The sequence below is a fragment of the Rhizobium brockwellii genome (genome assembly GCF_000769405.2).
In the GTDB taxonomy this organism is placed as follows: domain Bacteria; phylum Pseudomonadota; class Alphaproteobacteria; order Rhizobiales; family Rhizobiaceae; genus Rhizobium; species Rhizobium brockwellii.
The window spans coordinates 4,749,251-4,761,256 of sequence record NZ_CP053439.1 but is presented as its reverse complement, the minus strand read 5'-3'; the positions used below and the strand labels follow the sequence as shown (position 1 = coordinate 4,761,256).

Sequence of the window (12,006 nt, the reverse complement as noted above, 5' to 3'; positions counted from 1 at the left end):
AGCTCAAACTAGATTCCTTCGGCAACGCAGCGCTCGACCGATCTTGCGGTTTGGTATGGATCAGCCGGCGTGCCGCCCGATCGGAGCATCTTGCGATCCTCGCCCGGCACTGTTATTCGCATTTCCGTCTTAGAGGAGAACGCCTTTGTTTGCCGTCGTAACGATCCAGAACTCACCGGCTGCGGCGGTAGGGATGAAGGCGCTCGGCATCGTGACCGAGAGCTGATCCTCGCTCTATCGCTCGGCCTTTCGCGCGCCAATGCTGGCGCATGTCTAATGTCGAGAAAACGATGATTATCGAACTAATGTCTCATGATTTTGAAGCACTGCTGAAGGGCGTCGCACCTGGTCAGCTGCGCCTTGTCCAAGACAGCGCCATTGCGCCTCCTGAGATATTGGCGATGTTGAGCCGCCTCGCGGCTGATATCGGCGTGGAATTTTTGCCGTCGGCCTGGATGATCGTGGAGGATGACGAGATCGTCGGCCTTTGCTCTGTCATCAAGGTTCCCCAGGACGGAAAGATCCATATCGGCTATGGGGTTGCGCCCACCCGCCAAAGCCGTGGATGCACCACGCGGGCCATAGGGCAGTTGCTCGAGTGGGCGCGGGACGACCCTCGCGTGGCTTTGATCTCTGCAGAAACCGGGTTTGAGAACGTAGCTTCACAGCGTGTCCTTGAACGCAATGGATTTGTCCGTATCGGCGAGCGTATCGATGCCGAAGATGGTCCATTGATCTGCTGGGAAGCCGCAACCGTTTAGGTTTTACCGGCTGGAGTAGCCCTCACAGGAAGAGGCCGGCCGAGGTTCAGTTGCCTCGGCCGACCGTTGTCACGAAGGGAATGACAACCGCGATCCGAAGCCGGCCTCAGCGGCCGTAGGTGACCTCGACGGATGCCTTGTCGAGCGTGTTTGCCCTGACATAGAAGCCAACCATGGCGGCCGGCGCGGTCTCGGGAAGCGGGAGCTTGTCCACCGAGAGCGCGTAGACGGTGAACTGGTAGTGGTGCGGCTGATCGCCGGCTGGGGGGCACGCGCCGCCATATCCGGACATACCGAAATCCGTGTGACCTTCGACGGCGCCTCCCGGAAGCTTTTTGTCCCCGCTGGCGCCGGTGGCAATCTCCGAGGCATTTGCGGGAATGTTGAACACCGACCAATGCCACCAGCCCGAGCCTGTGGGAGCATCCGGATCGTAAGTCATAATGGCGAAGCTCTTGGTCGCCTCAGGCGCGCCCGACCAGGTCAGTTCCGGCGAGATGTTCTTGCCGGCGCAGCCGAAGCTGTTGAAGACCTGCGCATCGGCCATCGACTTGCCGGCGATCAAATCCTTCGAGGTGAGCTTCATTTCGGCCTGTGCGGCCGTGGCGCCGAAGACGGACGCGGCGAGAAGTACTGCTGTGATGAAACGCATGCTGTTTTCCTGCGGTTGATAATGCAGGAAAACTATCGTTACCGCGCAAGCGCATCTGCCCCGCTATGCTCAACTTCTGCCCCGATCCGCTCAAAACGCTTGGAGCCGCCACGCACATGGCGCGGATTGACGCCGAACCGCTCCTTGAACCGCGCCGCGAATTGAGAAGGGGAGTCGTAACCGACCTCAAGCGCAATCTGCGCCATCGGCAGGGTTGTCGTCTGGATGAGCCCCAAGGCGCGGTTCATCCTTGTATCGCTCAGGATCTCAGTAAAGCCGGTATTTTCGGCGGCCAGCTTACGCCTCAGCGTCGCTTCGCTCATGTTGAACGAGCGCGCCGCATGGCCCAGCGTCCAATCGAAGGCCGTATCGCTTTCGACTATCTCCCGCAGCCGGTCCTCGAGCCGAGGACTTTGGCTTTGGCCCAACACCGCTCCGCCGAGTGCAAACCAGGTGATGAGTTCGATCAAACGCGCCTTGGCAATCGCGCCGGGAAGCCTCGTCAAATTGCCGGGCTGACAGCAATAGTCAAACAATGCCGCGGCTTCCTCCGGCAGGTCCGAGGTGCCTGCCGGGACAGGCCTTGATGGAACGGCGATCGATCCCATCCTGATATAGGCTTCCTCGAACAGCTGTCGCGGAACAGGAAGCGCCAGGGTCTGGTACTTCTGCGGCGCCTTGGGAATGTTCTCCATCGTCAGCGGTCTGTAGTCTGGCAGCAAGCCATAGGCGCCGGCTTCGAGGCGCAAAGCCTTGTCATCGGCCATGACGATCTTCGTTCCCGATTGCACCTGTATCAACAAGGGGCTCGTATTGACGAGACGATAAAAACAAGCCCGCCCACCCTGACGGATCAAAGCCCTGGCCGGAACGGGAAAGACGTCGTCGAGCATAAGTTCTCCGCAAAAGGATGGAAGCGCGGCGAGCGGTGGCCTCTATAGAGCGCGCGCCGCCTCGCTGGCCTCTTTCATCGGGAATATCAAAGCCGGATGCCAGCGGCAACATTCAGCCCAAGCCGCAGGATTTGAGCCCGTGCGACTGGCCTGAAATCGCCGTCGAGACTTACCAGCGGCAGCGTGAGCCCAGACCGCATTACCGCCCGTCAAATCTGCGCACATAATCGACCAAGGCGCGCAGCTTCAGCGGCTGCCGCTGGCGCCTGGGGTAGTAGAGATAGAAACCCGGGAAGGGTGGACAGAAGTCCTCCAGCAGCGGCACGAGTTCGCCGCGTTCGATATAGGGCTGGAAGGTCTCCACCATACCGAAGGTGATCCCGGCCCCGGCGCAGGCCATGCGGATCATCATTCCCATGTCGTTGGTCGTAATGGTGGGATCGACGGAGACGTCGAAGTCGCGATCGTTTTCGGTGAATTCCCAGCGATAGGGCGCCGTATCCGGGCGTGGTCGCCATCCGATGCAGGCGTGGTTCTGCAACTCGCCGGGGTGGCGGGGATGGCCGCGGCGCTCGAGATAGCCGGGGGATGCGGCGGCGCATTGTCGCTGCTCTTCGGAGACTGAAATTGCGATCATGTCCTTTTCGATTACTTCGCCGAGCCGAACGCCCGCGTCGAAGCCGGCTTCGACGATATCGAATTCGTCATCGGTGATGGTGATATCGAGTTTGATTTCAGGGCAGGCTTCCATGAAACCGGCCAGCAAGGTGCCGGAGAGGAAGTTCTCGGCGATCGAGGAAACGGTGATCCGCAGCAGACCGCTCGGGCGCGCCTGCATTTCTCGCACAGTCTGCATTGCATCCTTGACCTGCCGGACCGATGGACGAACCGCGTCGAAGAACACTTCACCGGCTTCGGTCAGGCTGACGCTGCGCGTCGTGCGCTGGACCAGGGCAACGCCGACCCGATCCTCGAGGCGCTGCAGGGCCTGGCTGACGGCGGAGCGGGTGACGCCAAGCCGCTCGCCGGCAAGCCGGAAGTTCCGCGCTTCGGCCACCGCGAGAAAAACTGAAATGCCTTCGAGATCATCGACCATTGGTTAGTATTTCTAACCAAGGCATCCTGGATTGGCAACTTAATCGCCGCGGATCGGCACGCTATCTTTCAAGTCGAGATCAACGCCAAGACGCACTCATCGGCAGATCTTCTTCGAAAGGCAAGGCAATGCGAAAGATTTTCAGAAGCCCGGTCCTTCAGCTTTTCACGGCGGTCACCCTGGCTGGCGCGGCGACCAGTTCGTCCGCCACCGATGGCGTGAACCGCCGAGATCAGCAGCAACAAACAAGCGAGAACAGAATGCAGCAACATCCCTATATCGGCATGTGGATGACGGATGATGGCCGCGTCCGCCACGAACTTCTGCCGAATGGCCGTTACGACGAAGCCCGCGGCAACCGCGAAAGCGCCTATCGAGGACGTTACGAAGTCAGCGGAAGCCACATCGAATATTCGGATGACACGGGCTTCACGGCCGACGGCGATTTCGTCGACGGCGATACCCTCCATCATGGCGGCATGGTGCTTCGGCGCAAATGATGTGCCGCCTGAAAGGCAACACCACACAGGAGAAGGCCGCGTTTGCCGGCCGGAAAGGATGACGATCATGTCTTCCCCAACACCCATCTGGTTCATCACCGGCGCATCATCCGGCCTCGGCAGGGCACTCGCCGAAGCCGTGCTGGCCCGTGGCTGGCGCGCCGCCATGACGGCGCGCAGACCCGAGACACTGGCAGATATCAAGGCACAACACGGGGACCGCGCGCTTGCCCTTGCACTCGATGTGACGGACAGCAACTCCATCGTCGGCGCAGTCCGTGACGCCGAAACGCATTTCGGTGCGATCGACGTCCTCGTCAACAATGCCGGCTACGGCTACCTCTCGGCGATCGAAGAGGGCGATGATGCCGAGATACGCGCCCAGTTCGAGACCAATGTCTTCGGACTGATCGCCATCACAAAGCAGGTTCTGCCGGGCATGCGCCGACGCCGGCAAGGGCATATCTTCAACGTCTCGTCGCTCGGCGGGCTCGTCGCTTTTGCTGCAACCGGCTATTACCATGCCACCAAGTTCGCGGTCGAAGCCCTATCGGAATCGCTTTCCCATGAGGTCAGGCCGCTTGGCATAGATGTGACGATCCTCGAACCCGGCGCCTTCCGCACGGATTGGGCCGGCCGGTCGATGGTCGAATCCCGCACGATCATCGAAGACTATGCCGAAACGTCAGGCAAGCGCCGCCAGGCCACCCGCTCGGTCTCCGGCAACCAGCCGGGCGATCCCGCGCGCGCGGCAACCGCGATCATATCGGCGTTCGAGGCGGATGAACCGCCGCTACGCCTGCTGCTCGGCACACCCGCCTTGAAGATCGCCCGCGAACGGCTCGATGCGTTGCGCGCAAACTTCGACGCCTGGGCGGAGACGACGCTCAGCGCCGACTTCCCAAGCTAACCGCCAAGAAAACCCTCAGCCGCATCGCCAGGCGAGCGGCGTGCAAATGGAGCTTGAGATGTCTGATATCAAAGGAAAAGTCATTGCCATCACCGGGGCCAGCAGCGGCATCGGAGAGGCGGCGGCAAAGGTGCTGGCTGCCGCAGGCGCCCATGTCGTGATCGGTGCCCGCCGCACCGAGCGCCTGGAGGAACTCGCCGGCGAAATCGCCGCAACGGGCGGGACGGTGCGCCTGCGACAGCTTGATGTCACCGACCGTTCCCAGGTGGAGGCCTTTGCAGGCTTTGCCCGCTCCGAATTTGGCCGGTTGGATGTCATCGTCAACAATGCCGGCGTCATGCCGCTCTCGCCGCTCGACGCCCTCAAGGTCGACGAATGGGACCGGATGGTCGACGTCAATATCAAGGGCGTTCTCTACGGCATCGCAGCAGCGCTTCCGATCATGAAGGCGCAGGGATCAGGGCAGATCATCAACCTGTCTTCGATCGGCGGCCACAGCGTCTCGCCGACGGCGGCCGTCTATTGCGCGACGAAATTTGCGGTGCGGGCGATCTCGGACGGATTGCGGCAGGAGACCGATCGGATCCGCGTGACTGTCATATCTCCCGGCACGACGACATCGGAACTGGCCGACACGATCACCGATCCGACGGCGCGCGATGCCATGAAGGCTTTCAGGGCGATCACGATCAGCCCCGAGGCGATTGCCAATTCGATCCTCTACGCCGTCAGCCAGCCTGATGATGTCGATGTCAGCGAGATCATCATCCGGCCGACAGCCAGCCCGCATTGAGCGGCTGAGATTGCCGCCAAAGCAATTCCAGCAAAAGTGTAGAGCGGTTTTGCCAGGCAAAGCGCGAAGCGATTTTGCCGGGAATTGCGGAAAACGAAAAGCCTCCGCCGCCTAAAAACCCAGCGACTGCTGGGCAGGCGGCGGCGGTGCAAGGTTGACGCCTTCGAGCTCCAGCATGCGGGCCTTCGACGACGAACCGCCGGGAGCGGAGAAGCCGCCGATCTTGCCGCCGGCTGCAAGCACCCGGTGGCAGGGAATGATCAGAGCGACGGGGTTCTTCGCCATCGCCTGGCCGACATCGCGGGCGGCTTCCGGCCCGACGCCGAGCTCCTTGGCCAGCGCGCCGTAAGTGGTGGTGCGGCCCCAGCCGACACGCCTTGCCGCCGCATAAATATCCCGGAAGAAGGTATCCTGGCCGGCAAGGTCGAGTTCGACGCCGGAAAAATCCGTCTCCTCGCCCTGGAAGTAGCGCTTCACGGCCGCGACCGTCTCCAGCACAGCAGGCGTCGGCGCGCCGGCTTCGGCATCCGGCAGGCGGCGCAGCAGGAGCCGTTCGGTCGCCTCTGCTGATTTGGTCGGCAGCTGGAAGCGGGTGATGCCGGCGTCGCTCCAGGCGATACCACAGAAACCGCCCGCGGTTTCGAAGATGAGATAGTGGTGCGTTGTCTCAGCCATGACACAGCCTCCGCGTTTTCGATTGCCCTCAAAATCGTATGGGACGGCCTCGGTTTCAACCCGTTTCTTGCGCGCATAAGGCTTCCGGGAAATATCGCGATCCGTCTCTCGCAATGTCAATCGAACATCCACGTCATCCATTCAGAGAAGATTGTATCGGAAAATTATGTTCTGTTTTTGTTCTTGATATTCAATCTCGTCAGAGTATCCTTCGTCGCGTTTTGGAAACGACGAGGTGGGTCATGACGACCCTGAGAGCCCATGAACCAAATCTCCTTCGACTTCGAGGATGGGCGAAGTCGGCGCGGGCGACCGGGCGAAAACCATAACGGCGGACACCGGCTTTTCTTCGCCCTCTGTCCGCCTGCGGCGGTTGAGCGGCAGGCGGCATCGATCGCCGATGACTATGGGAAGACTTTCTCTCTTTCGGCAAAGCCACGGCTGACGACACTGCATATGACGATCATCGGCATCGACGATTATGAAGAATTGCCCGAGGACGCGGTCTTTGCGGCGCGCCAGGCCGGCGCCACGGTGGAGAGCGCGCCGATTGCGATCACTTTCGACAGGATCATGAGCTTCAGGCGGGAAGGTAAGGCGCGGCCGCTCGTGCTTTACGGCGAAGGCGGGCTGAAACCGCTCACCCGACTGCATGTCCAGCTCGGTGTCGGCATGCACAATGCCGGACTGCGGCACAATATCAGCCGCGATTTCACACCGCATATGACGCTGCTCTACGACTGCAAGACCGTGCCGCCGGCGAGGCTCGACACGCCCGTTTCATGGACGGCGTCCGAATTCCTGCTCATCCACAGTCTTCTCGGAAAAACCGAATATCGGATCATCGATCGCTGGCCACTGCTCGGCTGAGGCAATGATGTCTGCGGACCACGCTTGCGCTTGCCCTATTTCCGCTCATATAGCTCGGAATGCCTAACCGGGCGCTGGTTGCAAACGGGAACGAAGACAGCATGGACGTTTCAGAGATCATCATCCCTGGAGATACGCCGGGAACGGAGTGGCGGCTGCCGGTGCTGCGCTTTAAAGGCCACGATCCGAGGGCGCCGAAGATCTATATCCAGGCGGCACTGCATGCCGGCGAGCTGCCGGGAACGGTGCTGCTGCATTTCCTCTGCGAGCGGCTGCGGCAGGCGGAAAACCAAGGCGGGATCGCCGGCGACATCACCATCGTGCCGCAGGCCAATCCGATCGGTGCGGCGCAATCGCATTTCGGCGAGCTGCAGGGCCGTTTCGACCTGGGCTCACGCACCAATTTCAACCGGGATTTTCCGCTGATCTCCATTACCGATCGGGCGACGCTGATCGAGGATCTTGATGATTACCCGGCTACCGATAGATTGAAGCGACAGCTGCTGCATTTGGCGCTTGGCGCCGATCTCGTGCTCGACCTGCATTGCGACGACGAATCCCTGCAATATGCCTATATCGACGAGGCCTTCTGGCCGGAGGCGGCCGATCTTGCCGCCGCGCTCGACATGGAGGCCGTGCTGCTTTCGGATGGCGAAAGCTCGGCCTTCGAGGAGGCCGTCGGCTTCGCATGGAAATATGAAGTTCCCGGCGAACGCCGCTCCCGGCTGCCTGGCAAACTCTCCGTCACCGTCGAGCTGCGCGGCAAACGCGACGTCGATCCGGTGCTGGCGAAAAAGGATGCGGACGGGCTCTGGCGCTTCCTTGCGGCACGCGGCATCGTTGGCGACGAAAAACCGGCGGCAACGGTATTTTCCGGTCCGGCCGTGCCGCTCGACAATGTGGAGATCATCCGCACGCCAGAAGGCGGCGCCGTACTCTTCCATCGCGATATCGGCGAGAGGATTGCCGAAGGCGAGCTTCTGGCGACGATCGTCACCCGGCCGGGGCAGCCGGGCGGCAGCATCGAGCTCACCGCGCCGCAGGACGGACTGATCCTGACCCGGACCTCCGACCGGCTGGTGCGGCGGCGCAGCGACCTGATGAAGATCGCCTGTGACGAACCCAGCAAGGCCTCCCGCAAGGCCGGCACGCTGGAGAATTGAGCCGGGCCGGTTTTGTCCTGCTGCGATTGTCGACGCGCTCGGGGATAAAAGGTCGCACGGCGTTTGCGCCGGCCTTCGTGCATGTTATCTCGCTGTCATCACAGGGAGATCGATCGGGCATGGCCGTCACCATCTATGGCATCAAGAATTGCGACACGATGAAGAAGGCCCGCAGCTGGCTGGAAGAACATAGCGTCGCCTATGAGTTTCACGACTACAAGGCGCTCGGTATCGACCGCGCCCATCTCGAAGCCTGGATCGACGAAGCCGGCCTCGATACCGTGCTCAACCGCGCCGGCACCACCTTCCGCAAATTGCCCGATGCCGAGCGCGAGAACCTGACCCGGGAGAAGGCGATCCAGCTGATGCTCGACCAACCGTCGATGATCAAGCGGCCGGTGCTGGAGGCGAAGGGGAAATTGCTGGTCGGCTTCAAGCCGGAGATTTACGCCGGTACGTTCGGAGGCTGACAGGCGCCCCGCTGAGCTCACGAGGGAAAGAGATGTCCAAGACCACGCGCGCGACACAGCTTCTTTCGCAAGCAGGCGTCCCCTTCACCGTTCATGCCTATGACTACGACCCCAATGCCGAGCGCGTCGGGCTGCAGGCGGCGGAAGCACTCGGCGAGGCGCCGCACCGGGTGCTGAAGACGCTGATGGCGGAGGTGGACGGCAAGCCGGTCTGCGTCGTCGTGCCGTCGGATCGCGAGGTCAGCATGAAGAAGCTTGCCAGCGCCTTTCACGGCAAATCGGCCAATATGATGAAGCCTGCCGATGCCGAGCGGCTGACGGGTTATCATGTCGGCGGCATCAGCCCGTTCGGCCAGAAGAAGACCGTGCCGACGGCGATCGAGGAGGCCGCGCTTGGCGAGCCGCTCGTCTATATCAATGGCGGGCAGCGCGGGCTGCAGGTGCGGCTCGATCCGAAGGCTGCGTTGAAGGCGCTGAAGGCAGTCGCAGCGCCGTTGATTGCCTGATCGGAGCATGATGCCGAAAAGTGTAGGCGGTTTTCGGACAACATCATGTTCTTACTGTTGAATCTAGAGGAAGCGGTCGAGTAAGCCGGCGATCGCCTTCGCCTCGTTTTCGGCAAGCTTGCAGCCGATGTGGGTCTCGATCGATCTGGCATAGACCGTCCAGATGCGCTCGCGAAGTTTTCGGCCGGCATCTGTGATCACCACCCAGCGGCCGCGCCCATCCTCAGCGAAGTTTTCGCGCCGGACCAGGCCCTCCCGTTCCAGCCGGTCGAGCAGCCGCGAAAGATTATACTGGGCCAGCAATGTCCGCTCTTCGATCTCGTAGGGGCGCAGCATGCCGTCTTGCGAGCGCGCCAACTCCCAAAGCACGTCATACCAGGCAAGCGGCGGCATGGCGGCTGCCTTTAGGTCAGCTTCGATGGCAGCGAGCAGCCGCTCGCGGGCGCGCATGATGCTCGTCCAGGCAGAGGTGACTGCTTCGCTTGGATTCGACGTTTTTTCGGACATAAATGCAATTACATCTATCTTGAATTCCGCTGCAAGCGATATTAGATGCATTTACATCTATCATCATTGCCAAGGAGGCCCCCATGAGCAAGCTTACCCTCGTCAGCCATCATCTCTGCCCCTATGTACAGCGCGCCGCGATCGCGCTGCTCGAAAAGGGCGTGCCCTTCGAGCGCATCAATATCGATCTTGCCAACAAGCCGGACTGGTTCCTGAAGATCTCGCCGCTCGGCAAGGTGCCGTTGCTGCGGATCGAGGAGGAAGACGGCAGCCAGGCGGTACTCTTCGAAAGCAGCGTCATTTGCGAATATCTGGAGGAAACACAGCCGGGCGTCGCGCTGCATCCGAAAGACGCGCTGACGCGTGCCCGCCATCGCGGCTGGATGGAATTCGGTTCCTCCGTGCTTTCCGATCTCTGGGGTTACGAGACGGCTGAGGATGCCGCGCAGTTGGAGGCCAAGCGCACGGCGCTCATCTCCAAATTCGCAACGCTCGAGAAGGTGTTGACGGACGGCCCCTATTTCGCCGGCAACGACTTCAGCCTCGTCGATGCCGTCTTCGCGCCGGTCTTTCGGTATTTCGATCTCTTCGAGACGCTCGGCGACGGCGACATCTTCGAAGGGCTTGAGCGTGTAAAGCGTTGGCGCAAGGCGCTCTCCGAACGGGCGAGCGTCAAGGCCGCCGTTGGTGAGGATTACCCGCAGCGGCTGATGGAATTCCTCGAAAAACATAACTCGATCCTGCTCAGGCTGCCTGCCGCAGCTTAAAGCCCCGCGAGCGGCCGGACATATAAATCCGGCCGCTGCAATTCGGCAGCGGCGCGCTTCATTTTCGCCGCAAACGGGTCTAAGTCTTCCGGCCTCCCACCGTCGATGACAGAAGGCAGGTTGAACCATGACTTTCATGCCCCAGAGCCAGAACACCGTTGATCCCGTCAAGCTGGAAAAGCTTGCGAAAGTCGCCGTCAAGGTCGGCCTGCAGCTGCAGAAGGGTCAGGACCTGGTGATTACCGCGCCTGTCGTGGCGCTGCCGCTCGTCCGCCTGATCACCAAACACGCCTATCAGGCCGGCGCCGGACTGGTCTCCGCCTTCTATTCCGACGAGGAAACGACGCTGGCGCGCTATCAATATGGCAGCGACGAGAGCTTCGACCGCGCCTCCGGCTGGCTCTACGAGGGCATGGCCAAGGCCTATGCCAACGGGGCGGCCCGTCTCGCGGTTGCCGGCGATAATCCGATGCTGCTGTCCGAACAGGATGCCGGCAAGGTCGGCCGCGCCAATCGCGCCAACTCCACCGCCTACAAGCCGGCGCTGGAGAAGATCTCGAATTTCGACATCAACTGGAACATCGTCTCCTATCCCAACCCATCCTGGGCCAAGGTGGTCTTCCCCGACGATCCGGAACCGATCGCGATTGCCAAGCTTGCCAAGGCGATCTTTGCCGCCTCGCGCGTCGATGTCAGCGATCCCGTCGCCGCCTGGGCCGAGCACAATGCCAATCTTGGCAAGCGCTCCGCCTGGCTGAACGGCGAGCGCTTCGCCTCGCTGCATTTCCGGGGACCGGGCACCGACCTGACGATCGGCCTTGCCGACGGACATGAATGGCACGGCGGCGCTTCCACCGCCAAGAACGGCATTACCTGCAATCCGAACATCCCGACCGAGGAGGTCTTCACCACGCCGCATGCGCTGCGCGTCGAAGGCCATGTGTCGAGCACCAAGCCGCTCTCGCACCAGGGCACGCTGATCGACAATATCCAGGTGCGTTTCGAGGGCGGGCGCATTGTCGAGGCCAAGGCCTCGCGCGGCGAAGAGGTCTTGAACAAGGTGCTCGATACCGACGAGGGCGCGCGCCGGCTCGGCGAAGTGGCACTCGTGCCGCATTCCTCACCGATCTCGGCCAGCGGCATCCTGTTCTACAACACGCTGTTTGACGAAAACGCCTCGTGCCACATCGCGCTCGGCCAGTGCTATTCCAAATGTTTCCTCGATGGAGCGAACCTTAGCCAGGAGCAGATCAAGGCACAGGGCGGCAATTCCAGCCTGATCCATATCGACTGGATGATCGGCTCCGACAAGGTCGATATCGACGGCATCAAGCCGGATGGTTCACGGGTTCCGGTGATGCGGCAGGGCGAATGGGCCTGAGCGGCATCATCGTGCGCTGACTGAGCCAGACGCTGGCAAGCATCATGGCCTTGCTGGAGCCG

General features: G+C 61.5%; 15 protein-coding genes. 10 read left to right on the top strand and 5 right to left on the bottom strand.

Annotation, left to right across the window (positions count from 1 at the left end; all coding sequences use genetic code 11):
- The first annotated feature begins 269 nt into the window (after positions 1 to 269).
- Positions 270 to 761 (top strand): GNAT family N-acetyltransferase, encoded by a 492-nt coding sequence (locus tag RLCC275e_RS23225; protein ID WP_033181185.1) that lies wholly within the window; start codon positions 270 to 272, stop codon positions 759 to 761.
- Between the two features lie 106 nt (positions 762 to 867).
- Here RLCC275e_RS23225 and RLCC275e_RS23220 read toward each other — a convergent pair whose 3' ends face one another.
- The 3 genes from RLCC275e_RS23220 to RLCC275e_RS23210 all read right to left on the bottom strand — a co-directional run bounded on the left by RLCC275e_RS23220 (position 868) and on the right by RLCC275e_RS23210 (position 3,402).
- A complete protein-coding gene (locus tag RLCC275e_RS23220) occupies positions 868 to 1,413 on the bottom strand; it encodes a YbhB/YbcL family Raf kinase inhibitor-like protein (protein WP_033181184.1) in 546 nt (181 codons plus the stop codon).
- Between the two features lie 38 nt (positions 1,414 to 1,451).
- Complete coding sequence (locus RLCC275e_RS23215) at positions 1,452 to 2,306, bottom strand: helix-turn-helix domain-containing protein (protein WP_033181183.1); 855 nt, start codon at positions 2,304 to 2,306, stop codon at positions 1,452 to 1,454.
- Positions 2,307 to 2,505: 199 nt separating this feature from the next.
- A complete protein-coding gene (locus RLCC275e_RS23210; RefSeq protein ID WP_033181182.1) occupies positions 2,506 to 3,402 on the bottom strand; it encodes a LysR family transcriptional regulator in 897 nt (298 codons plus the stop codon).
- A 128-nt stretch (positions 3,403 to 3,530) separates the two neighbouring features.
- Here RLCC275e_RS23210 and RLCC275e_RS23205 point away from each other — a divergent pair, with 128 nt between their 5' ends.
- Genes RLCC275e_RS23205 through RLCC275e_RS23195 form a run of 3 tightly spaced genes read left to right on the top strand, consistent with a single transcriptional unit; the run spans position 3,531 to position 5,605 of the window.
- Positions 3,531 to 3,902 carry an Atu4866 domain-containing protein gene (locus RLCC275e_RS23205; protein WP_082229750.1) on the top strand — a complete coding sequence of 124 codons (372 nt, stop codon included), beginning with the start codon at positions 3,531 to 3,533 and terminating at the stop codon, positions 3,900 to 3,902.
- A 58-nt stretch (positions 3,903 to 3,960) separates the two neighbouring features.
- Complete coding sequence (locus tag RLCC275e_RS23200; RefSeq protein ID WP_171816921.1) at positions 3,961 to 4,812, top strand: oxidoreductase; 852 nt, start codon at positions 3,961 to 3,963, stop codon at positions 4,810 to 4,812.
- A 58-nt stretch (positions 4,813 to 4,870) separates the two neighbouring features.
- Positions 4,871 to 5,605, top strand: a complete 735-nt coding sequence (locus RLCC275e_RS23195; protein ID WP_033181755.1) for an SDR family oxidoreductase — start codon at positions 4,871 to 4,873, stop codon at positions 5,603 to 5,605.
- A 111-nt stretch (positions 5,606 to 5,716) separates the two neighbouring features.
- On the opposite strand, the gene RLCC275e_RS23190 is transcribed toward RLCC275e_RS23195, so the two are convergent.
- Complete coding sequence (locus RLCC275e_RS23190; RefSeq protein ID WP_017962885.1) at positions 5,717 to 6,280, bottom strand: methylated-DNA--[protein]-cysteine S-methyltransferase; 564 nt, start codon at positions 6,278 to 6,280, stop codon at positions 5,717 to 5,719.
- A gap of 261 nt (positions 6,281 to 6,541) precedes the next feature.
- On the opposite strand from RLCC275e_RS23190, the gene RLCC275e_RS23185 reads away from it, so the two are divergent.
- The 4 genes from RLCC275e_RS23185 to ybaK all read left to right on the top strand — a co-directional run bounded on the left by RLCC275e_RS23185 (position 6,542) and on the right by ybaK (position 9,289).
- Entirely contained in the window at positions 6,542 to 7,150 is a 609-nt protein-coding gene (locus tag RLCC275e_RS23185; RefSeq protein WP_033181181.1) for a 2'-5' RNA ligase family protein, read from the top strand.
- Between the two features lie 101 nt (positions 7,151 to 7,251).
- Positions 7,252 to 8,313: a M14 family metallopeptidase gene (locus RLCC275e_RS23180; protein WP_029875619.1), complete on the top strand. Its 1,062-nt coding sequence runs from the start codon at positions 7,252 to 7,254 to the stop codon at positions 8,311 to 8,313.
- A gap of 119 nt (positions 8,314 to 8,432) precedes the next feature.
- The gene (locus RLCC275e_RS23175; protein WP_029875618.1) at positions 8,433 to 8,783 is read left to right on the top strand and encodes an ArsC family reductase; all 351 of its coding nucleotides are present in this window, start codon (positions 8,433 to 8,435) and stop codon (positions 8,781 to 8,783) included.
- Between the two features lie 32 nt (positions 8,784 to 8,815).
- Entirely contained in the window at positions 8,816 to 9,289 is a 474-nt protein-coding gene (ybaK, locus tag RLCC275e_RS23170; protein ID WP_029875617.1) for a Cys-tRNA(Pro) deacylase, read from the top strand.
- 63 nt (positions 9,290 to 9,352) lie between these two features.
- Here the strand turns inward: ybaK and RLCC275e_RS23165 are convergent, their stop codons facing one another.
- Entirely contained in the window at positions 9,353 to 9,796 is a 444-nt protein-coding gene (locus RLCC275e_RS23165) for a MarR family winged helix-turn-helix transcriptional regulator (RefSeq protein WP_033181754.1), read from the bottom strand.
- Positions 9,797 to 9,879: 83 nt separating this feature from the next.
- On the opposite strand from RLCC275e_RS23165, the gene RLCC275e_RS23160 reads away from it, so the two are divergent.
- Positions 9,880 to 10,563, top strand: coding sequence for a glutathione S-transferase family protein (locus RLCC275e_RS23160; protein ID WP_029875616.1), 684 nt, complete (start codon positions 9,880 to 9,882; stop codon positions 10,561 to 10,563).
- Positions 10,564 to 10,690: 127 nt separating this feature from the next.
- Positions 10,691 to 11,944, top strand: coding sequence for an aminopeptidase (locus RLCC275e_RS23155; protein WP_029875615.1), 1,254 nt, complete (start codon positions 10,691 to 10,693; stop codon positions 11,942 to 11,944).
- Positions 11,945 to 12,006 lie beyond the last annotated feature (62 nt).